Source organism: Micromonospora sp. NPDC048898 (assembly GCF_043198035.1).
Classification (GTDB): domain Bacteria; phylum Actinomycetota; class Actinomycetes; order Mycobacteriales; family Micromonosporaceae; genus Micromonospora.
Window position 1 is genome coordinate 116828 of sequence record NZ_JBICUF010000011.1, and the last position, 21225, is coordinate 138052.

The window sequence follows — 21225 nt, forward strand, 5'->3', positions numbered from 1 at the left end:
GGCAAAAAGACACTTTTGCATTGAAACTCGGCTAACTCGGTGAATACATTCGGCCAACCGCGTAGGTGCTGATGCGGAGGGAGGGGACATGCGTAAAGGGCTTGAGTGGAGCTGACGTCACCAATCTGCTACTGTGAGCGACTTGAAGGCTGGGGGGCCGGCTAGCCACGGGGTATAAATGGACGCGCTCCGCAGAAATAGTGTCGCGTTGGCTTTGTTTACTGCGACGCTGGTGGTAATGGCGCTGGCTGGCTTGGGATGGGCGCTCTTCCATCTGAGCGAGCCAGCGCAACACCATGTCGTCTACGTTCTGACGGGCGCATCGCTGATAGCGGTCGGGGCGATCTTCTCTGCGCCACTCCCTGCGCGAATCCCCATGAGAATAACGCTGACTCCTACGGCGTGCCTTGTGTGTGCTTCGGCACTGCCGGCGCCGTGGGTCATCGTCTGTGTAGCCGTCGGTGCGTCCGCTGCAAAGGTGCTGACGAGATATCCCCGGACGGCGAGCGTGCATAAGGCTGTCCACAACATCAGCAAGGATATTGTGGCGGCGATGCTTGCCGTTTTGGTCATGTCGCTCTACGGCATTCAGCCCGCGTTTGATAGAGCTGTTGACGTTGACCTTTCGATTCAGCGCTGTCTGCTCGCAATCGCCAGTGCGGCGCTCGTCATCTGGCTATTGGACGAGTTGGCGACCACGACGGCAGTATGTCTTTCCACAAGTCGCAAGTTCAAGGCGATGTTGCGATACATGTGGCAAATGAGGCTGATAGTGGGTGTAACGGAGGCGGTGATATCGGGCGTCGCGGTAATGCTGATCAGTCTCGACAAAAGGGCGCTCATCATCCTTCCTGTCGCCATGCTTGTGCTACATGGTGTCCTGTCGCTTCGGCTTAAGTTGCGTGAGGAGCGCCGAGTTTGGGAGAAGCTGGCTGCGTTGATCGATGCGTTGACTACTCGCGAGTTCGACGAGGTTCTGCGTACGGCGGCTCGGGGTGCAGTCGACCTCTTCGGCGCCCGCGCGGCGGAGGTAGAGGTCGGGGCGTCTAGAAGGCTGGTTCGAGCCGACGGCGACGCTCTGGTCGTGTACGACGGTGCAGCGTCGGGGGCACCCAGACTCGATGGCGTGGGCCCGCCATCGATCGTCCAAGAGGTCGGCGCGGAGGCCGCCGGCGTGCATGGAGTGCTGCGGATTTACCTGCAAGGACCCCGTGATGTGTTAACGCCTCGCGAGCGCTCGACCATGCGCGCCCTGGCGTCGGCGATCTCGACGAGCGTAGACATCGCGTTCGCATATCAGCGGTTGACCGAGGAATCGGCCGGCCATGCGCTTGCCGCAACTCAAGATGCCGTCACTGGCCTGTCGAACAGGGTGGCGTTTACACGGCGAGTCACAGCGGCTGAGGGCGCTGACTCTTGTCACCTCATCGCCATCGGCCTCGAAAACTTCAAGTTCATCAGCGAAGCGATAGGTCGGGATTGCGCCGACAGTGTCTTGGCCAAGCTGGCGCAGCGTCTTGAGAGGTCGTTCCGCGAACATCAAGCGGCGGTCGGCAGAATCGGTGATCATGAGTTCGGGGTTGCGGTCTGGGGGTGCTCCGAAGCCACGGCCTATGAGCGGGCATGCTGGGCAGTTTCCAACCTTCGTCGAGAGGTGCAAGATGGCGGCCATAGCGTAGCGGTGCGAGCCAGCGCAGGCATGGTTTCCGGGTCCCGGGCAGACGCTGAGGAACTTCTGAAGCTAGCCGAGATGCGGATGTGGCGATCGGTGCAGCAAGGGCGCGATCTTCTTGTCGCCACGACCGAACATCCTGGCTCGCTCACGCTCGGCGCGGAGCTTCGGAATTCCCGAATGTCGATCTCGTTCAGGCCGATTGTTGACCTCGCATCGGGAGCTATCGTGTTGGCGCAGGCACTTCCTCGGTGGCTCTACTCTCCCTACGAAGTGCTCTCGGCAGACGAATACGTCTATCAACTGATCGACGACCAGGAAGCGCTGGATGCCCTGACGCAGACCACGCTGACGCGGTCGCTGGCTGCCGCCCAAACCTGGCGGCCCAAGCTGCCGCGCGCAGGGTTGGTCATCCCCGTGCCCGGTCGGTCGGTCAACGCGAAGCTCGTCCAGGCTGTCCGGAATCTGCTCGGGACGTATGGCGCGCCGCCCACGACGTTGGTATTGGCGATCGCACCGTCAGAAGGTATTCAGGACCTCGACGCCTACCGCGACCTTCGGCGCTGCGGCGTGCGGTTCATGTTGCACGAGTTCGGTAGCGGCGACCGGAGCCTTGAGCTCTTAAGCGCCGCAGAGTTCGACTTCGTTTCCGTACATGCCGCCTACGCCCTGGACGGCGGGTGGAGCACTGCCCGGTCCACTATTCGGGCGGCGGTGGACCTCGGTAGGGATCTGGACATGAGCGTGGTCGTTCCAGGTGTCGTCGATGAGCAGCACCGCCGGCAGCTCCTGCAGCTCGGGTGCTCGCTGGGGGCGGGCCCGTTGTTCGGTGACGAGACGTTCCCGAGCGAGTTCCGTGACAACATCAGCCGGCAGCCCCGGTTCAAGCAGGCGGCCCTGGACGTTCACACGGCGCGGCTAGGACGGCACCGGTGCGGAGGCATCACCAAACCTTGCGGCGGCCGACAGACCGGGCGCGCTGGGGCCGGTTAGGCGGCGAACCACCAACGTTGGCGGTCCTTGTCCGGCGACGCGACATGCCGGCGAAGTCCGCCGTCTCTGGTCGCGGTGCCCCATCGCGCAAGCTCGGCGTGGACCAGGGGAGATTGATGAAGCGCGCGGGACACCTGGGCAAGGCGGCGCGTTTCCTCGCGGATGTCCAGGTGTCCCGAGCCGCGCTGAGGCAGTACGAAGCTTCCGCCTGCGGGGGGCGCACCGGCTTTTCGGCGCCGAAGCGCGACTGCGATGACTGCTGCCTCCGCAACGGCCGCTGCTTCCGACGGGCCGCATCTCTCTGCCCGTCGCAGGGCGCTCAAGCGAACGTCCTCCGAGTACCACGGCCGCAATCGACGCAGCTGTTCGTGAACCTCTACGACCCGACGGTAGGTGCGGCGGCTGCCGCCCAGCGCCGGCGCGGGCTCATCGTCGTGCGGAACGAGGATGAGCGGCGCGTCCGGGACCGCTGTCCTCAGCTTGACCCAGAGCAGTTCCAGCTGCCAGTCATCCCAGCGGTCGTTCATCCAATCCCGAGTGCGCCAGTTCAGGTCGGTTAGCTTCGCCTCCTGCGGTGTCGACACTCGATGCGCGGCATTGGCTGCTCGGGCGAGCTGGCGTGACAGGATGTCTGCGGCAATTTCGGCGTCAGCCTCTGCGGAAGGGTCGATGTCGCCGTGCAGCGCGTTGCCTCGGTGCCCCAGGAGCAGATGGGCAAGCTCATGAAGAATGGTCTGTATTCGAGTCAGCGATGGCAGTCTGACGTCAGTGACGATGTAGTCAGCTTCGGCGCTGTTGAAGAAGAACCCCGGCGGCCAATCTGCTTGTAGCTCGGCGGAGCTGATCCGGATCGGGCGTCCTCGGGCTGCGGCTATCGCCTCGCACCACGCCTCGACGGTGTAGGGCTGCGGTGGGTCGGGCACTCCGGCTCGGTGTAGACGCCCAGCGACGCGTGCCCGTCTCCACCACACTGTGGACCTCCTGACACTGTGACTGCCCGTGTGTGACCAAAGATCGGAGTGTAGCGGCGACCGCCGGGTTTTGGACCCCCTTGGACGCCGTCGCCTGCCGTCACGCCACTATGGCCTGGCCGCTAGGCTTCCGGTCCGTAATGGAGGTCACAGGACGGCGGGATGCGCCGTCTTGTACGGAACGGGGAGCGGCGCATGGTGAGCGACGAGACAGGCCAGAAGTCATCATCTGCCGGAGGGCGGGCCACCGTGGCCCGGATGTACGACTACCTGCTGGGTGGCAAGCACAACTTCCCAGCTGACCGTGCGGCCGCGCAGGAGCTTCAGCGGGTGGTGCCGGAGAGCGCCGATATCGCGTTGTCGAACCGGCAGTTCCTCGGCCGAGTGGTTCAGGTGCTAGCGGAGCGGGGAATCCGGCAGTTCATTGACCTCGGCTCGGGAATTCCTACCCAGGGCAACGTCCACCAGATCGTTCAACGTGTAGACCCGACGGCACGCGTTCTGTATGTCGACATCGACCCCGTCGCGATTGTCGCGTCCAACGAAATCCTGGCCGATAACCCCTACTGTAGGGCGGTCGAGGGTGACTTCACGCGACCAGATTCCGTTCTCGATGCCCTCGCGGAGGGGGACCTCGCGACGCTGTTCGATCTAGATCAGCCGGCCGCGCTGCTGTACTTCGCGGTCCTCCAGCAGGTCTCCCCGTCGCAGGTCGAAGCTGTCGTCGCACCGCTACGAGATCGTCTTGTCCCCGGGAGCGCCATCGCGATCTCTCACCTCAGCCACGTGGTGGTAGACACCCACGGCGAGGACTCCGTGGAGGTCGCGAAGGAGGTGTACCGCAGGCGGGCCGACATCGAGATCACCCTCCGGTCCCCAGAGGAGATCGCCTCGCTCTTCGGGGGCTTCTCGCTGTTGGAACCGGGCTTGGCACGGCTCCCCGAATGGCGACCCCTCGGGGATGGATCTGACCCGTACGCGAGTGCGCCCGAGAAGTCTCCGATGGTGGGGGGCGTGGGGATCCGAGCCTGATAGCCGGGCTGCTCGATTGACCACAGAGAACGCCACATCCAGTGCCGGGACAGGGCGTGAGGGTGGGACGCTGTAGCGCTGGTCATCGCTTTGTCGGTGCAGGCGTTCATACTCGGGATATGTCATCTCGTGTCGCTAGCCCGTGTTGTGGTGCCACCGGCGGTCGGCGCCATTTGGCTTCGGTCTACGCCGCAGGGATCAGGACGGCCCACACCCGCACCACCATGTTGGCACCGCGAGTTCTGGTGGTTCGGGGCCGCAGCGCGACGACGTCGACCACAGGGCTGGCAGACCTCCTGCGACCGCCGGTCCAGCCGCGGTCACCCCGCCGGCCCATGGTGGTGGCGTTGATCTGCGGCGGGTTGCTGTGCCTGCTGACGTACGGCGTTGTCGCGGCGCCGGCAGCTGACCGTGCTGCAAGCGCCCTGATGATGGGTCTCGTCGGTTTGGTGGGTGCTCCTGCGGCGGTTCTCGCACTGGCTCGGTCGAGTAGCCGCCGCAGGAGCACGCTGGCTGGCCGTGCATGGCAGGTCTGGCAGGCGGGATCGTGGTGTGCGCAGTGCGGGCAGGCGACACTTCCTGTGCCGTGGGCGGGCCGAGAGGTCGTCGTACCGGCGGCGGAGGTGCATCACGCCGTCGAGGAGATCGCCGCCGGACGGCTGCCCGCACTGGCTGGCTACCGCTGAACGGGCGTCGTGGCGGCCTGTGCCCACAGGTCACGTAGTGGCAGCCACGAGGATGCCAGCTCAGCCCAGTAGCAGGTGAAGACCCCAGCGATGGGCTTCGTGGGGTCGCTCCACCAGATGGCGACCACGACCTGTCCCGCGCGGTCGCCGGTGGGGATTCGGTAGGCGTACTCGATGTACTGCACGGGGCGGCCGGCAGCGGTGCTCTGCTGCGTCGGCGGCGCCGCACCCGGCGCCAGGGTGGCTGCGTTCGCCGCCTGACTGCGGTATCGGGCCTCTGCGGCCTCCCGGTCGGCGAGGTTGCGGTACGTGATCCAGTAACTGGTGACGATGCCTGCCGTGCAGCGGGTTCGAGTCGTCTCACCGTTGCCGCGCTGCGTTTCGCTGATGGCATCGACGGAACACCCGCCGATCGTGGCGAGCCAAGGGCCGGCGAAGTCCGCGATGCCGGGCGTCGGCAGACTGGCTCGGTTGACCGCTGCTTGGCGCTGCGCGAACGCTGCGCCAGCTGATGCGGTGGGCGCCGTAGCCGTCGGTGTGTGACGTGGCGGTGGCACGACCGTGTAGTGCAGGCCGAATCCGATGGACGCGCCCGTGAGCAGGGCCGCCAGAGCGAGCGCCGTAGGTCCGCGCGCCCATCGCCTCCGTCGGCCGCTTCTATTATCGGACGCCAAGGACCGCAGCTGGTCGGAGCCAGCGGGTTGCGTGCCGGTGCGGATGCCGCTGTCAGGTGGGGCAGTGGTGCGGCGAACGGGTTCGACCGCAGGCGCCCGGCCGGGCGCGGTGGCGGGGACGTCCTCGATCGAGGATGGCCAGACCGCCCGGTCCGGGTGCTGCGTCGTCACTGGCTGCTCCTTCCGCCCGCGTCAGCTGGGCCGGCTTGTGCTCATCGTGGCTTGCGGCGACTGGCCAGCAGCAGCGCGACGCCGGCGATGAGGGCCGCGCCCCCCGTGGCGGCGATCGGAGCGATACTCCCGCCGGTCACCGGGAGCGACGGCGCCGATGATTCCGCGGTACCGCTGGCGTTGCTCGGGCTGTCGCCACGGTCGGTGGCACCCCCGCCTAGCTGCTGCGGAGTCTGCCCTCCAACTGGCGCACCGCTCGACGGCCGAGGACTTGCCCGGGTTGGTTCCGGCGCGGGCGGGGCGTCGGGCGGTGGAGTGCTCGGATCGGGCTCCGGCGGCGCGGTGGTGGGATCGGGCAGGGGAGCGGTGGGGTCGGGATCCGGCGGAGGATCGGTCGGGTCGGGAGCACTCGTGGGTGTCGGCTTCGACGTTGAGGGCTCCGCCTCGACGGTGGACCGTTGCGGCTTCGGCTTGTCAGGGCTGGCCGTCGCGCTCGCCGAACTCGAAGGGCTTATCTCCGCCCTCGCCGGTGACGCGGAAAATGCGCCGATCGTCGCAAGGGCGAACGCCGAAGCCGCCAATGCCGCTAGGCGTTGCCGCACCTGCGATTCAGGTTGACTCACGATCTATTACCTCCCCGTGTTGCATGGTGTTGGTCGGCGGTCGTGCGTCCTGCCGCCGCATCCAATGGCGGATTGGACGCTAGCGTTTCCACCACCGGGGCACCAGCTTCACCAAGTCCGCGATCTACCTTTATAGCTACTGTTTGTGCAGCTCAGCAGGGTTGCGACTGGCCGATGTGGGTCTTTGGTATCCGGCTAGGTGTAGTCGCATTGGTAGACACACACAAAGGTGCTGTGGTGGATTCGATGCCGAACAACCCAGTCCTCGACAACGGGGGAGAGGCAGGGGTTCGGGCTCGCCGCCATATCGCGGTGGGTTGATGCGCCGCGCCCCCAGTTAGGTGCTGCCGAATGAACGGTCGAGCAAATCAATCCATCTCTGGCATGAGGGGCAGCCGAGAACGGCAGAGAACTCTCGCGCTGATGCCCTCTGCCCATGACGCAGGGCACCGCGGGAGCCTGCCCGTTCGCCGAACTGCGGCGGCTCTTGCCGTGCTCCTCGGCCTTGCGGCACTGGCGCTGAACGGATGCTCGGAGGCCGACGACACGTCCGGGACCGCACCGGTGGCGTCGTCCACCGCCGGGTTCGGCACCGCTGGGACATCCACCGGCCCGCCAGCAACCTACCGAAGCGTTGGCGCGCTGTGCCCGGTGCTGGATTTCCGGCCGCTGAGCGAACTGTTCGGCCCAGTGGGACAGCAACAGCACCAGAGCCGTCCGGTCGGTGCCACCACCGAGCTGAGGTGCACGGCAACGCTCGGGCAACTGCCCCGAGGCGTCGTCGTGACCGTGGCGGCCACCATCGGGGCGCCGGAGGCCGGGCGGGTCATGTACGAGGGACTGCGCCGCGTTCATGCCGAGACCGAATCCGTTCGGGACCTCGCGTCCCTGGGCGCTGGCGCCTACCAGTACACCGACGCGGCCGGAAGCCACATCGTCACCTACGACGCCAACCTCTACCTCACGCTGACGGCCGCGCCGCTGCGCCTCAACGCCACCCCGGACCCCGCCCTGGTAGAGCCGACGTCCCGCGTGGCCGCGTCGGCGCTGTCCGCGCTACGCGCCTGACCCCCCACCTCACGCCGAACCCATTCAGCATCCCCTCCGGGCCGCGGCGTAACCGAACCGATCCACGCGGAGGACCACCCTTGTCCACGACACCCCTGCCGGCAGTGCTGCCCGGCAGCGCAGCGACCGACTACGCCCGCTACATGCGTACCGACGTACTGCTCTCCCTGCAACGCAGCACCAGCGAGGGGGCGCACCCCGACGAGCTGCTGTTTCAGGTCGTCCACCAGTCCTCGGAACTGTGGTTCAAGCTGATCTACGACGAGTTGACGCGCGCGCTCGCCCACATCGCCGACGAGCACCCCGGCGCGGCCGAGTTGCTTGTCCAGCGGGCGGCGCAGAGCCTGCGGCTGGTCACCCACCAACTTGACATCCTGCGGCACCTGCACCCGATGCAGTTCGCGTCCTTCCGCGGCGAACTCGGCAACGGCTCCGGTTTCGAATCGCCTGGCTGGAAACTGCTGCGTCAGGCCACCACCGAACTCGACATCGCGCTGAGCCGGCTCCTGGCCTCACTCGACCTCACCCCGATCGACCTCTACCGCGGACAGCCATCCGACCCGCTGTACCGGCTCGCCGAAGCGCTCGTGTCTCTCGACGAGCAGATCGCGCTGTGGCGCACCCAGCACTACACCATCGCGACCCGCATCATCGGCCACGGCGTGCTGGGCACCCGCAACACCCCAGTCGACAGCCTCACCCGGTTCATCTCGCATCGCCACTTCGCGGCCCTGTGGGAGGCGCGCACCGAGCTGACCGAATCCAGCCCTCGCGGTCGCCAGAGCAGGCAGGCCCAGCAGTGAGCGCCGCAGCCGCCGGGATCCCGGCGGGCATCCGCGGCCGATTTCCGAGCCTGGAGCAGACGGTGCACCTGGCCGCGTGCAGCATCGGCCCGCGCAGCACCGCGATGGATCAGGCGCTGGCCGCGATGTTGGACGACCTGTCCCGTCCCGGCTTCTGGAGCGCCGCCGAGGAACAGGTGACCGAGGCCCGGCGGCGATTCGCCAGACTCATCGGCGCCGAGGTCGACCAGGTTGCGATCCTGCCTAACGTCAGCGTCGCCGCTCACCAAGCGGTGTCCAGCCTGCGCTGGCGGCGCCGCCGCGAGCTGCTGAGCACGACGGCCGAATTCCCCGGCGTCGCGCACGTATGGCTGGCCCAGGAGAACCGAGGAGCGCGAGTGCGCTGGTGCGGCCCCCGCGCCGGCCGGGTCAGCTCCACTGACTACCTGCGCGCCATCACCACCGACACCGCGCTGGTCTCCGTGCCCGCCGTCACCCATCTAGACGCGACCCGCCTGGACATCCGACGCATCGCAGACGCCGCCCACGCCGCCGGCGCCGCGGTGATCGTCGACGCCTACCAGGCCGCCGGCGTCATGCCATTGCACGTCGACGCGCTGCGCTGCGACTACCTGATGGCCGGCACCGGCAAGTATCTGCTGGGCCTTCCGGGAATCGCGTTCCTGTACGCGCGCCACCCCAACGGACCCGCCCCGGCCCTGACCGGCTGGCTCGGCCGCATCGACCCGCACGCCTTTGACGCGATGCGGCTCGACTTCCCGGCGCACGCCCGCCGCCTCGAGACCGGCACACCCTCGGTCGCCGCGGCGTACGCCGCAGTCGCTGGGCTGTCGCTGATCGAAGACCTGGACCTGACCGCGGTCCGTGAACACACCCAACGGCTCCTGGCCTGCGCCGCCGACCGGCTCACACGGCAAGGCGAGATCGTGGACCTGGCGCGCAGCGTGGACGAGCGCGGCGCCCACCTTGCATTGAGGGAGCCACACGCATGGGCGATGGCGGCCTGGCTTGAGGACCACGGCATCGCCGTCGCCCCCCGCCGCGGCGTTGTACGCCTCGCCGTGCACGCCTACACCAACGCGGGCGACATCGACGCGCTCTGCGACGCCATCGCCAAGTACCGAATCAAATCCCGCAGCGGGACGCCGATCGGAGCATCACGGTGACCAGCGTGCAGCCCCTGCAGTGGTGGCTGGCGCAGCGCCGCCCCTCGGCCGACCGTTTCCCCTTCGACGCGGTCGTGACCGCCTACCAGCACTACGGCAAGCACTTCGTCCCCCACGAATGGACACAAGCGCTGATCGCCGCCAGGGACCGGCTCCCGCAGCTCAACGGCCCCAGCACCACCTACCTGTCCGCGTTCCTCTCCGGCACGCTCGACAAGATCGACGGCACCTTCGACTACCGCTCATACCTCGGGTTGGCTCTCCTGCCGATTCCCGACCCCAGCCAGGGCCCGGGCCCGGGCCCGGCAGCGCAACAGCTCGCCAACCGCGACCGCCTCCACGCGATCCTGCTGACAGACCTCATCGCCTTCGAGCTCCGAGCTGCCCACGACGACCAGGCACCGCTTCCACAACTGCGCCCGACACCGCCTGTGGCAGCAAAAAGGCTGCGACACGCGCTCCGTGCGGTGATGCCAGCCCTGCGGCGCCTCAGCTTCGTCGACGACACGACGGACCCCTCGGAGATCGCTCAGCTGCGACGCCTGACCGCCGCCGTCAACGTGGACCTCACCGCCGAGGACCGACGCGCCCTGCAGGTCAGCATGCTGCCGGTACACACGATGCACGACGAGTGGATGTTCATTCGCGTCTTGCAGGCTTTCGAGACGACCTTCGCGTTACTGGCGACGGACCTCACCGAGATCATCAACGCCGTACAGGCCGACCGGATGCCGCACGCCGCGACCAGATTGTCCGCAGCGGCGTCACTGCTGCGCGAGAGCGCTTCGCTCTGGCCGCTGCTGGCCACGATCCAGCCCGAAGCGTTCCACGCCTTTCGCCCGTACACCGACGGCGCGAGCGCCATCCAGTCCCGCCACTACAAGATGCTCGAATCGCTGTGCCGCACCCCAGACGGCAAGCGTCTGAACTCTGCCGCGTACCTGTCAGTTCCCGAGGTTCGCACGGCAATCATGCAAGGCCAGGTCAGCCTCGATGACGCCCTGGCGGCGGCTCGGCAGCCAGCCTCCAGCGACACCTTCCTCACCGCCGCGATGCGCGAGTTCACCGCAGCGATCACCCAGTGGCGCCAGACCCACTACCGCCTCGCCGTGCGCGTCCTCGGACCCCAGCGCAACGGCACCGGCTACACCCAAGGAACCCCCTACTTGCACGACGCCCGCAACGAGCCGGTCTTTCGCCACCACCCACCTGTCGACCCGGACGCCGGAGTCGACGGATGAACACCCCAGACGTCGCCAACCCAGCTACGTCGACGACGCAGAACTCCGTCCTCGACGAAGCGCACGCCTTCCTCCGCCTGCTGCACCGTGAAACCGGCCAAGCAGGGTTCACCCGACGCTGGCGCGATGTCCGCGCGCAGATCACCACCACCGGCACATGGCGGCAGACCACCCATGAATTGACCTACGGCGCCCGGGTAGCGTGGCGCAACTCCGCCCGCTGCATCGGCCGACTGCGCTGGCAGAGCCTGCAGGTACACGACCACCGCCACACCACCGACGTCACCGCCGTGCAGCGCGCACTCGTCCGCCACCTGCACCACGCAACCAACGCAGGCCGCATCCGGTCAACCATCACCATCTTCCCGCCCGTCCCGGCAGGCGGCCCCACGCCCGTACGAATCGTCAACCCGCAGCTCGTGCGCTACGCCGCCTGGACCGATCGCGAACACATCCTCGGCGATCCCGCCAATCTCACGCTCACACGCCTGGCTACCGCCCTGGGCTGGCCCGGCCCAACTGATCGCGGACCGTTCGACATCCTGCCGTGGATCGTCGCCACCGGCGACGGCCACCTACACGTGCTACCCGTCGACCCGGCCGACATCCTCGAAGTTCCGATCCAGCACCCGCAGCACCGCTGGATCGGCGACCTCGGACTGCGGTGGCCGGCGGTGCCCCTCATCAGCAACATGCTGCTCTCAATCGGCGGCGTTCAGTACCCCGCACCGTTCAACGGCTTCTTCATGGGCTCCGAGATCGCCGCCCGCAACTTTGCCGACGTCGACCGATACCACCAGATACCCGCCGTCATCGACAGCCTCAAGCTCGACGAGAACGACCGTCTGCGACACGACAAAGCCTTGCTCGTGCTCCAGGAGGCAGTCCTCTACAGCTACGACCGCGCCGGCGTGACGATCACTGACCATCACCGAGAAAGCGAGCACTTCGCGCGGTTCGCCCGCCGCGAAGAGGCCGCCGGCCGCACCGTCGTCGGCGACTGGACCTGGTTGAACAGCTACCCCATGACCCCACAGGACCCGTCCTGGAAGCGCTACTACAGCCCGGCCGCCTCCCGGCCGGCCCTCTGCCCCGATCCCGCCGCCGGGACCGGTCTGAAGGCCCCCCACACGGGCTCGACGGCAACCGTCGCCGAACCCAACCACCAGCGCGCCGCTCCCTCCACGGCCGCTGCCGTTTGTCCCGCAAGAACCTAGGAGGAGCAATGTCAGCATCCATCCAGCCGCCGCCCGAGAGCGACCAGCAGACGGCGACCAGCAAGATCCGACGGACGCTGTCCGCCGTCGTCGGCCTGGTGGTCATCGCTGCCGGACTCGCCATGGCGGCGGCACCGGCACAGGCAGCGTCCGGCTGCCGCAGCGCGCCCTACAGCGCTAGTTTCGGCCTGGCCGACCACTTCATGGTCTTCGACGGCGTAGAGGTCGGATCGGCACCGCTAACGGGCACCTACCGCACCACGAGCCAGTGCCGCGACATCCAAGTCAAGAACACCGGAGACGGCAGCAGCTGGGGTGCACCCTTCCATGCGTGCGTCGTCTACTCAGGCCGGGCGACATGTGCCAACGGCTGGACCTACGTACCACCGCGGCAGTGGAGGAATCTGGCGACCAACGTCAAGGACGGCACCCGTTTCACCATCTGGATCAGCGTCAACCTCGGCACCTACAACGGTGCCTACGCGGTCGGTGACTGGTGAACCAGCCGCTGACGATGCCGACCGATCAACCTCGGCCGGGCGGCGAACGGGAGGCAGCGTCGGGACTTCGGTCCCGCGCTGCCCTCCGGGCAGCCAACAACACCCGACAGGCACCAATCGACGCGCATGGCAAGATCGCCGTGATCACCGGCGCCAACGCCGGCATCGGCTACCAAACCGCCCGGCAACTCGCCGCAGCAGGAGCAACCGTCGTCCTGGCCTGCCGCCACCCCGGCCGGATGGCAGAGGCGGCCCGAGCCATCCGCAATGAGTATCCCAACGCCGCAATCAACGAGGTCAGCATCGACCTGGGAAGTCTTCGTTCCATCAGAGCCGCAGCCAGCACCATCAGCGACAGCCACCCACACGTCGACATCCTCATCAACAACGCAGGGGTGATCGGCGAGCCCGGATGGCGAACCCTCGACGGCTTCGAAACCTGCTTCGGCATCAACCACCTGGGCCACTTCGCGTTGACCGGACTCCTGCTGGACAAGCTGAAAGCCGCGACTGACGCCCGGATCGTCACCGTCAGCAGCACCGCCCACCGCGCCGCCCGTCTGAACCCGCAAGAATGGCCCAACCCACAGAACCCCAACATCTACCACGCCTACACCGCGAGCAAACTGGCAAACCTCCTGTTCGCCTACCACCTCCACAGCCTGATTACCGCAACCGGAGCCCCAATGCGCAGCATCGCCTGCCACCCGGGCTGGGCAGCAACACGGCTGCTGTCGCCCCGGCCGCGAAGCCCGCAACACCGAGCAAGCGTGGCTGCCCTACAGGCAATCGGCGCCATCATCGCGCAGCCGGCAGAAGACGGCGCGCAGCCCCTACTGCACGCTGCCACCGCCGACATTCCATCCGGCGTATACCTCGGACCAAGCCGTTGGTGGCGAACGCGAGGCCCCGCCACAATCGAGAAATCAAGCGCCAACTCTCACGACGCGCAGGCCGGCCGCCTGCTGTGGGACCTGTCGGTCGAACTGTGCGGTGTGGACTACGCAGCTCTCGCGGGATCCGCGGCAGCCGGCTTCACTCCCGATCCTCCAGGAGATCACGGCACCTCCGAACAACGGAACGCGCCTCATCAGCCGGACGTAAGACCAGAACCACTTGTCCTCCCGGATGGTGAGGTCCTTTCTGTACGGCCCTCCACCGCAGCAGACGTTGAGGGAGTGGAGCAGCTGCACCGAAATTGCTCAAACCGAAGCCGCCACCAGCGCTACATGGGCGGCTCATCGCCTACACCGGAGAAACTGCGCCGCCTGCTCGATCCACCACAGGGCCTCACCCTCCTCGTGACTGAGGACCGGTCAGAGCACGGCCAGCCGATCATCGCTGTGGCAAACCTGATCACTCAAGGTGCTGATGCAGAGATTGGTCTCCTTGTTCGAGATGACTGGCAGCGGCGCGGCATCGGGACGGGCCTGCTGCGGCGCCTGCTGGACTACGCAGAGAAGTCCGGCAAAAGGGCCGCTGTGATGCATATCCAATCACAGAACACGCCGATGTTTCGAACCGTGGCGCGGCTCGGCCGTCGATCTGAAGTCCAACGAGAAGGTTCAGTTGCTTCTCTAAGGATCGCCTTGACTGTGGCCTCTAACTCCCGCGTAGGCACCAAAACGGAAGGAAGAGCAGCATCGAAGTAGGGAGCGATGCTGTCGTTTGGCAGCTGGCCGGGCCCGGCGTTCGTCGAGGCCGGCCCAGCCAGCGGAAGGAGAGAGCAAACCAGCAGACAATCACTACTGTCCTAGGACGCCCTAGCGTGTGTTCGGCAGTTCACGATCATGAGAAGGTGCTCTTCCAAGTCTGGTTCTCGAAGCGAACCTAGCCAGAGCCGACGAGCGGGCTGGCGGGACAGCGTGGCACTTCTCTGCGGGAGAGGCCCCTACGGCGCCGGGGGCCGGTGGAGGACGACGGGAGGCGGCGGAGGTGGGAGGAGTGCTTCCGTCAAGCGAGGATTGGCCCAATTGGGAGGATGGCGAATTTGGCGATCAACGCGGCTCGGGCGACGCTGAGGCCTCCATTCGAGCACGCCATCGAGGTTTTCCTCTCGCCGACCTGATCGAAGAAATAGAGAGATCGCCATTCTACTATTGCGTCACCCCTATTAACGATCGGGGCCGTTTGGCCGACCGATCGGCGCTCCGTCTTATGCAGTGGAGCGCCCTTCAACCAATCGAATACGATGTGGAACCGGGGTCCCTCCGGGTGACAAGGTCAGGTTCAGGAATGTGGACAGTCACCCGGCAAGGCCACCTGTACATTCCGTCAAGCGTCCGACTCGCCGTCGGAATCAGGCCGATAGATCGCCTCCTGGTGGTAGCGGACTTGCGAGGCGGGGAGCTCCGGCTATTCACGATGAATAGGCTCGACCGTGCGCTCGGGCTCCAGCAATCTCTGAGAAGGGTGACAGAGCATGGCTGACGACGTAGGTGGACGCCTGGGAGGCGGCGCGGAGTTGGAGGCAGTGCGGTTTTTGATCGACCGGCTGGGGGTGAGTGCCGAAGAAGTCTTCAAAGGCGCTGCGCCGTCGAAAGAAATTCCAACTTTTAGCGAGCATATTTCAAGAGTTTCCGGCGCTGTTGCCGAAGGCACGCGTCGGGTATATGGGACCTACTGGCGAAAAATTGAAGAAGTTTGGGGTGATCGGCGCATAGATGAACCTTCGCCTATGGAGATAAGGCACCTTGCCGAGTTCATCAAGAAAAACGTCGTCGTGCGGCGGAATTCACGTGGCGGACGAACCGCAGTGGAACATTTCATATCAGCCATGCGTTGCCTATATGGCTATGCGGTGGCTGATGGGCTGATTCCAGAAACGGCGAATCCCGCTGCGCGGGTCGCCAAGCCCCGTCGCCTTGCAAGCACTCGCCGGGCGCTCTCTGACAATCAGTTGACTGCAATAAACAAGATGGTGGCAAAGACCGGAAATGATCCCCGGCTTGATTCGATTCTGCTCAGGCTTCACGAGGAGACGGCCTGTAGGCGAGGTGGTGCTCTCGCGCTTCAACGAGAAGACTTAGACCTCGACGGCTGTCTCGTGCAACTGCGAGAGAAGGGTGAGACGGTGCGGTGGCAGCCGATCTCGCCAACGCTGGCCCGTTCGCTTGCGCAACTCAACAAGGACCGAGGGTCTGGTGGCCAGCTGCTGAGGTATCGGAATGGGGCACCGATCACCCGCCGTCGCTACGACTACATCTGGCAGCGGTTAGGCAAATCGCTGCCTTGGGTCGCTTCGCAGCAAATCAGCACTCACTGGCTTCGCCACACGACTCTGACCTGGGTAGAGCGCAACTTCGGCTATGGCATCGCTCGTGCTTACGCTGGGCACGACGGCAGATCTGCCGCCGGGACGACAACGACCTACGTTAAGGCGGACATATATGAGGTAGCGAGAGCACTTAGCGCGCTTTGCGGTGAAAAGCACCCGCTAGTCGCTGAGCTTGCGTCCGGCGCTGTACGACCACGGCTATCACGAGATGCTGGCGATGCCCCGGTTGCGCCGTCGTGGCTGGATGGGTCCCAGCTCTAAGTGGTTCCGCGACTGGGATCCAGATCGTCTTCGAGGGTATCCGGCGCTCTTCCTGCCGGCGACCCGAACGCCGGTGGTCTCGGGAAGCTCGCCCTGTACCCGCGCGGTGAACATGACCTGCCGTACATGCAGCGTGGTGCCAAGGCCGAGCATGGGTCGCTCGCGAAGAAGTCCGTCACGTCATAACTCTCGCGGATCAGCGAGACCTACGTGAAGGGCCTCTTCTTGGGCGGCTACCGGCCGGCAAAGTCGACCACAACGCCCGGCCGTGGGAGTTTTGGCAGGCGAACCGTATGGTCTGCCGGTAGACGATCGCGACGCAGGGCGCCCTGGAATTCGGCGCGTGATACGTCCTGGTCCCACTGGGCGAGCTGGCGCCGCTGAGGACACACGTCCGCTTCGAGGATGCACGACGACGAGCGGCCGGTAGACGCGCTGCCGGCTGAAGGGCGCTCCCGCGACGGAGCGACGCTCTGTGAGCTGTTTGACGACGAGGCGGTTCACCTCCTCCGAGCGGCCGAAACAATCCTCCCGGCTGACCGTCGTCGAGACGCAGGCTCGCGGCCCTGGGCGTGACTTCGCTCGTCCGGATCCGCAGCCGCCTGGACGACGGAAAGCGAGGCACGGGATGGATCGAGACACGTGTGGTTAACCGAACTACTCTCGATGTCCTGACTCCTACGAAGATCCAACCGAAAACCCGAGCTTTCGCGCGACGTCGGCCAGCGATGAGGCAACCTCCTCGGAGTCATCGTCGTCGCCTCGAACCGTCATGCCCTTACCCTCACGGATCTGCCGGTCTTCCAGCTCTCGGACCACTCCGTAAACCTGGGCATACACAAGCTCGTACCGCCCCAGATAGGGCTCCAGGTCCGTGTACCGCAGGCCAGTGAGGAAGAATCGGTGCACGATCGCGTTTCGGTGCTCGTACAGCTCCACAACCTCTGCCTTCAACTCGGCGTCGATCAGCCCTCGCCGCAAAGCCTCGTCGTAGATGGCCTTCTCGGTGAAACGGGCTCCCCCCGGCACCTGCTGCACGTACTTGTCGAGGTCGTCGCTCTGCCCCGCAAGTTGCTTGTCGAGGATGATCGCCGTACGCAGGAATCCGTCGATCAGCGAGACATACAGGACCATGCCCTCAATGAGGCTTCCGTTCTGGTGTGCTTGCTGAAGCAGGTGACGTGCCGCACCGAACGAGGCAATGAAGTCGGCCATGGGGTGCTTCGGGGAGCCGGTCATCCAGTCAGGGTAAAGGCCGGTGCCTACGGGAGCCGGTGGTGAGCGGTGCGCTCGCCATCCGCTTCGAGCCGAGTGCCTCCGACTGTTCCCCCTCAGCTACGGGCGCGCGGCCACGGGTCGCATCTGGCGGGTCGCGCGGTGGACCCGGCCGTGGTACTCGGCGAACCGGCCGGCATCGGCGGCGCGCTGCTCCTCGCCGGCCCGGATGCCGGCCTCCAGGAGCCCTCCAACGATCCGCCGGACGGGCTCGTGGTGCCTCGTGGTGCCGTGCCCATAGACGTCCGTCGTCGTTTCCATCTGGGCGCGCCGGGCGACACCCTTGAGCGCCGCCAGCTCCAGTCCCTCGTTGGCCAACGGGGTCAGCAGGGAATGCCGCAGGCCGTGCATCGTGATATGCCCGCGCACGCCGCGCAACTTGGCCAGCGTGCGGATCTTCACCCATCGCCAGTCATGGAAGTCCTCACTCCGCCAGTGGTTGTCACCGACGCGATGAACAGGAACGCGTTGGGCGGCCGCTCCACATATCGCCGTCCCCGGAGTACCGCCCACAGCCCACGTCAGCTGGGGTCGTGGAACAGGTGATGCAGGTAGCGCTGCGGGTTGGCCAGGAAGGATCGGGTTAGCAGCACCGGCTGCGCGTCGTCGTAGTCGACGGGGTTGATGGTGCCGTCGGGTTCGATTTGCAGGATCCAGGCGTGGGGGGCGGCCAGCAGGATGGGGGAGTGGGTGGCGATGATGAACTGTGCGCCGGCCTGTGTGAGGTCGTGGATGCGGGTGAGCAGCGCCAGGCAGCCGTGTACGGACAGGGCGGCTTCCGGTTCGTCGAGCAGGTACAGGCCGTGGGGCTTGAATCGGTAGACGGTCAGGTCGAGGAACGACTCCCCGTGGGATCGTTCGTGCAGGCTGGTGCCACCGTAGCCGTCGACTACACCGAGGCGGTCGATCTCGGTGGCCACGTTGTAGAACGACTCGGCCCGTAGGAAGAACCCGCTGCGCGGCTTCCTGGTGCCGCGGACCAGTCGTAGGTGTTCACCAAGAGACGATTCGGTGGCGCGGGTGCTGAATTTGAAGTTGGTGGATCCGCCCTCGGGGTTGAACCCGGCCGCTACCGCGATCGCCTCGATCAGGGTCGACTTGCCGGTGCCGTTGTCACCGGCCAGGAACGTCACCGCCGGGTCCAGCGTCAACCGGCCGGCCGCCCGTAGACCGGCGACGACCGGCAGAGCGAACGGATAGGCGGACCGGTCCGTGCCGTCATCGGTCAGCTCCACCCAGCGCAGGAACCCACCGCTGTCTCGACGCGAGTGCAACGCCTCGTCCCCGGTTGCCATCAGCTGACCCTTCCGCGCCGCCGCCCTGCCTACCATCCCCACCGTGTGTGCCCAGGACGGAACGATGTCCGACGGTACGCCTGCTTGCGCGGCTGCTGCTGTCACCGCCCAGTGGGACAGGTTCTCGCAATCGCCGGGGGCGGGTGACGGTGGCTCGTCCGGCTGATCGTGCTCCGCGCCGACGAGCAACCGCCTGACGGAGTCAGCGCAGACCGTGCTGCGCGGCGACGCTCTCGGCTACCTTCCGGTGGGTGCCGGCCAGTCCTTGGGTGTCGAGCACGCCGGCGAAGGGCTTGCTGCTGTCTGGTTTGACGAGCGTGCCGCGGCGGACCCAGACGTCGGTGTGGCGGATCAGATAGTTGGTGGTCAGGATTGTGGCCCTGTGCGCGAGAAGGAATTCGAGGATGCGGTGCAGTTTCTCGCTGTTGCGCGAGTACCGGCTCAGCGCTGACGTGCACAGTACGAAATCGCCTTCGGTGGCCTTCCCGAGTAGGTCCACCAGGCCTTGGTCGAAGCGCGGGTCGATCGCGCTGAACACGGTCACCGTGTCGTCGTCGGACGGTGGTGCCGTGACTACCTCGTTGCCGGACGGCAGCCTGGGCATGGGTGCCGACGGTAGGCGCAGTGGACCGCGGCCGCCGTCGGCGAAGGTGTCGGTCAGCGCGTCGAGACACGCCCACGCACGTGGATAGCGTCCGGCCAGCCCGGCGAAAGGGTTCGGATCCTGAGCGGCGATGGGCTGGCGGCGGCGCGCGGCCAGCAGATGCGACAGCGGGCCGGCTGCGTACTCCGTGGCCGGGATGATCCCGTCGTCAAGCGGACCGTCGTGGTGTGCCTGCTCGAGCAGGCTGTTTCGCACCACGAGGGTGACCTTGGCCTTCAGGTCCAGCGGTGACGCCAGCGGCTTGTGGTCGAACACCTCCTCGACGAACGGCGCGATCAACACGTCCTGCTCACGCTGCGGAAGGGCCGCCAGCGCCTCGGCCCGCTGCAACACGTCGTCGCCGATACGGTGGGCCAGGTCCTCGTCAACGTCGCATGCCTCGGTCAGCATGCTGGGCAGCACGTCGCGGCAGTATTTGACCATGTGAGTGGGATCAGGGGCGGTCATCGCGAATGCCTCCGTCGGATGGGGACCAGGTGTCGACAGCGCCACACCCTAAGCAGACCGACGCGGTGTCGCGACAGACGCGCCATGGCGCATGCCAAACAGCAGGCCCCCAGTGGGCTGTCGACGCTGATGCGGTCGCGCTACGGCCGTCTGTCGGGATCGAGGGCGTGGATGAGATGTCCGATCCTTTGCTGGTCGGGTGCCGGCCAGTACAGGTAGCGCGGACCGAGGAAGCAATGGAAAGCCCCGCAGGCGAACAGCTCCTCGAGCAGGTCAGCGGGCGTCGCGATGAGCAGACCAAACGGCCGCATCGCGTCCGTGGCTTTGAGGATCCCGACGTCGCGCGTCAAGAAGACGTTCGCGCCGACCTGGAGCGCATCGTGCACCAGCCGGCGGTCGTTCCCGGCTGGAACAGCCGTCAAGGCTCGCGTCATCTCCCGCTCGGGCAGGATCAGCAGGCCTTCGCGGGAGGGGCGCTTCTCCGGTTCCCCCCAGCCTAGGAGTTGTAGCGCGGCGGTGAACTCCTCGAAGGCAAGCAGCCGCTGCCCACGACGCTCCTGGGGCAGGGTCTTCTTCGCGTCGTCGACGGACGCCGCGAGCATGATGAAGCGGATGTCTCGGACCGCCCACAGGGCGAGAACAAGTTGCAGCGATTCCAGGTCTGTCGAGTAATCCTCGCCGGACACAAGATCAACAACGCTGTCGCCCGTCCAGATCCGATGCCCGTAGGTGAAGTAATCGATCAACAGATTCGTGTCTAAGGCGACATGCAGGGGGCCTCGCCCTCGTCGTCCCGCGAACAGCCGCACATTTTCCTCGTACACGAAGTGCGGGCCCTCAGGAGGAGCAAACAGCGCGGCTCGCTCCAGCATCCGCGTTACCTCGTCAGCGCCGAAGGAGACCCGGAGCCGTCGGGTCATCTCGTTAGCTAGGTGGAAGCCCCACCTTTCGTCGTCGCGGTACGCGGCGGTGGCATCGACGTAGAGCAACACCAACTCATCGTCTCAAGCGCCCGCCACCAATCCAAGCCACTGACGTGCGGGCCGTAGGCGTGTGGGCAGTCGCGACGTTGTGTCGTCATGACACGACCTACCCGAGTCCTTGAGCAACTCGTTCGTCCGCTCATCCCTGCTACCTCGCCCGCGCGGCCGAGCCCATGCCCGATGCCGATGCCAGCGCTACCCGCCCC

The 21225-nt window shown here is 66.2% G+C and carries 19 protein-coding genes; 11 read left to right on the forward strand and 8 right to left on the reverse strand.

Features of this window, described 5'->3' with window-relative positions; translation table 11 throughout:
- Positions 1-178 precede the first annotated feature (178 nt).
- On the forward strand, positions 179-2665 hold the full coding sequence (locus ACGFIQ_RS25450; protein ID WP_393247619.1) for an EAL domain-containing protein: 2487 nt from the start codon (positions 179-181) through the stop codon (positions 2663-2665).
- Here the strand turns inward: ACGFIQ_RS25450 and ACGFIQ_RS25455 are convergent.
- Positions 2662-3588 (reverse strand): DUF6545 domain-containing protein, encoded by a 927-nt coding sequence (locus tag ACGFIQ_RS25455; protein ID WP_393247621.1) that lies wholly within the window; start codon positions 3586-3588, stop codon positions 2662-2664. The genes ACGFIQ_RS25450 and ACGFIQ_RS25455 overlap by 4 nt on opposite strands.
- A 243-nt stretch (positions 3589-3831) precedes the next feature.
- Here ACGFIQ_RS25455 and ACGFIQ_RS25460 point away from each other — a divergent pair, with 243 nt between their 5' ends.
- Entirely contained in the window at positions 3832-4668 is an 837-nt protein-coding gene (locus ACGFIQ_RS25460) for an SAM-dependent methyltransferase (RefSeq protein ID WP_393247623.1), read from the forward strand.
- Positions 4669-5344: 676 nt separating this feature from the next.
- On the opposite strand, the gene ACGFIQ_RS25465 is transcribed toward ACGFIQ_RS25460, so the two are convergent.
- The gene (locus ACGFIQ_RS25465) at positions 5345-6199 is read right to left on the reverse strand and encodes a hypothetical protein (RefSeq protein WP_393247625.1); all 855 of its coding nucleotides are present in this window, start codon (positions 6197-6199) and stop codon (positions 5345-5347) included.
- Between the two features lie 41 nt (positions 6200-6240).
- Positions 6241-6339, reverse strand: a complete 99-nt coding sequence (locus ACGFIQ_RS25470; protein ID WP_393247627.1) for an LPXTG cell wall anchor domain-containing protein — start codon at positions 6337-6339, stop codon at positions 6241-6243.
- Positions 6340-6610: 271 nt separating this feature from the next.
- Here ACGFIQ_RS25470 and ACGFIQ_RS25475 point away from each other — a divergent pair, with 271 nt between their 5' ends.
- The 9 genes from ACGFIQ_RS25475 to ACGFIQ_RS25515 all read left to right on the forward strand — a co-directional run bounded on the left by ACGFIQ_RS25475 (position 6611) and on the right by ACGFIQ_RS25515 (position 16355).
- Positions 6611-6817, forward strand: a complete 207-nt coding sequence (locus ACGFIQ_RS25475; RefSeq protein WP_393247629.1) for a hypothetical protein — start codon at positions 6611-6613, stop codon at positions 6815-6817.
- 497 nt (positions 6818-7314) lie between these two features.
- Entirely contained in the window at positions 7315-7890 is a 576-nt protein-coding gene (locus tag ACGFIQ_RS25480; protein ID WP_393247631.1) for a hypothetical protein, read from the forward strand.
- An 80-nt stretch (positions 7891-7970) separates the two neighbouring features.
- Positions 7971-8693: a tryptophan 2,3-dioxygenase family protein gene (locus ACGFIQ_RS25485; RefSeq protein WP_393247633.1), complete on the forward strand. Its 723-nt coding sequence runs from the start codon at positions 7971-7973 to the stop codon at positions 8691-8693.
- 125 nt (positions 8694-8818) lie between these two features.
- Positions 8819-9859: an aminotransferase class V-fold PLP-dependent enzyme gene (locus ACGFIQ_RS25490; RefSeq protein WP_393247800.1), complete on the forward strand. Its 1041-nt coding sequence runs from the start codon at positions 8819-8821 to the stop codon at positions 9857-9859.
- 74 nt (positions 9860-9933) lie between these two features.
- Complete coding sequence (locus ACGFIQ_RS25495; protein ID WP_393247635.1) at positions 9934-11100, forward strand: tryptophan 2,3-dioxygenase family protein; 1167 nt, start codon at positions 9934-9936, stop codon at positions 11098-11100.
- Entirely contained in the window at positions 11097-12317 is a 1221-nt protein-coding gene (locus tag ACGFIQ_RS25500; RefSeq protein WP_393247637.1) for a nitric oxide synthase oxygenase, read from the forward strand. The genes ACGFIQ_RS25495 and ACGFIQ_RS25500 overlap by 4 nt, the downstream gene beginning before the upstream one ends.
- Positions 12318-12325: 8 nt before the next feature.
- The gene (locus ACGFIQ_RS25505; RefSeq protein ID WP_393247639.1) at positions 12326-12817 is read left to right on the forward strand and encodes a hypothetical protein; all 492 of its coding nucleotides are present in this window, start codon (positions 12326-12328) and stop codon (positions 12815-12817) included.
- Complete coding sequence (locus ACGFIQ_RS25510) at positions 12814-14469, forward strand: oxidoreductase (protein WP_393247641.1); 1656 nt, start codon at positions 12814-12816, stop codon at positions 14467-14469. The genes ACGFIQ_RS25505 and ACGFIQ_RS25510 overlap by 4 nt, the downstream gene beginning before the upstream one ends.
- A gap of 770 nt (positions 14470-15239) precedes the next feature.
- The gene (locus tag ACGFIQ_RS25515; protein ID WP_393247643.1) at positions 15240-16355 is read left to right on the forward strand and encodes a tyrosine-type recombinase/integrase; all 1116 of its coding nucleotides are present in this window, start codon (positions 15240-15242) and stop codon (positions 16353-16355) included.
- A 678-nt stretch (positions 16356-17033) separates the two neighbouring features.
- On the opposite strand, the gene ACGFIQ_RS25520 is transcribed toward ACGFIQ_RS25515, so the two are convergent.
- The 5 genes from ACGFIQ_RS25520 to ACGFIQ_RS25540 form a co-directional block, all read right to left on the reverse strand.
- A complete protein-coding gene (locus ACGFIQ_RS25520; protein ID WP_393247645.1) occupies positions 17034-17594 on the reverse strand; it encodes a hypothetical protein in 561 nt (186 codons plus the stop codon).
- A gap of 96 nt (positions 17595-17690) precedes the next feature.
- Positions 17691-18032, reverse strand: a complete 342-nt coding sequence (locus ACGFIQ_RS25525) for a hypothetical protein (RefSeq protein ID WP_393247647.1) — start codon at positions 18030-18032, stop codon at positions 17691-17693.
- 119 nt (positions 18033-18151) lie between these two features.
- Positions 18152-18925, reverse strand: coding sequence for an AAA family ATPase (locus ACGFIQ_RS25530; RefSeq protein ID WP_393247649.1), 774 nt, complete (start codon positions 18923-18925; stop codon positions 18152-18154).
- 202 nt (positions 18926-19127) lie between these two features.
- Positions 19128-20036, reverse strand: a complete 909-nt coding sequence (locus ACGFIQ_RS25535; protein ID WP_393247651.1) for a hypothetical protein — start codon at positions 20034-20036, stop codon at positions 19128-19130.
- A gap of 140 nt (positions 20037-20176) precedes the next feature.
- A complete protein-coding gene (locus ACGFIQ_RS25540) occupies positions 20177-21028 on the reverse strand; it encodes a hypothetical protein (RefSeq protein WP_393247653.1) in 852 nt (283 codons plus the stop codon).
- Positions 21029-21225 lie beyond the last annotated feature (197 nt).

Coding starts and splice junctions, on each gene's coding strand:
- ACGFIQ_RS25535 (WP_393247651.1), bottom strand. CDS start 20,036: ATGACCGCCCCTGATCCCACTCACATGGTCAAATACTGCCGCGACGTG.
- ACGFIQ_RS25515 (WP_393247643.1), top strand. CDS start 15,240: ATGGCTGACGACGTAGGTGGACGCCTGGGAGGCGGCGCGGAGTTGGAG.
- ACGFIQ_RS25460 (WP_393247623.1), top strand. CDS start 3,832: ATGGTGAGCGACGAGACAGGCCAGAAGTCATCATCTGCCGGAGGGCGG.
- ACGFIQ_RS25505 (WP_393247639.1), top strand. CDS start 12,326: ATGTCAGCATCCATCCAGCCGCCGCCCGAGAGCGACCAGCAGACGGCG.
- ACGFIQ_RS25530 (WP_393247649.1), bottom strand. CDS start 18,925: ATGGCAACCGGGGACGAGGCGTTGCACTCGCGTCGAGACAGCGGTGGG.
- ACGFIQ_RS25500 (WP_393247637.1), top strand. CDS start 11,097: ATGAACACCCCAGACGTCGCCAACCCAGCTACGTCGACGACGCAGAAC.
- ACGFIQ_RS25490 (WP_393247800.1), top strand. CDS start 8,819: ATGTTGGACGACCTGTCCCGTCCCGGCTTCTGGAGCGCCGCCGAGGAA.
- ACGFIQ_RS25450 (WP_393247619.1), top strand. CDS start 179: ATGGACGCGCTCCGCAGAAATAGTGTCGCGTTGGCTTTGTTTACTGCG.
- ACGFIQ_RS25520 (WP_393247645.1), bottom strand. CDS start 17,594: ATGACCGGCTCCCCGAAGCACCCCATGGCCGACTTCATTGCCTCGTTC.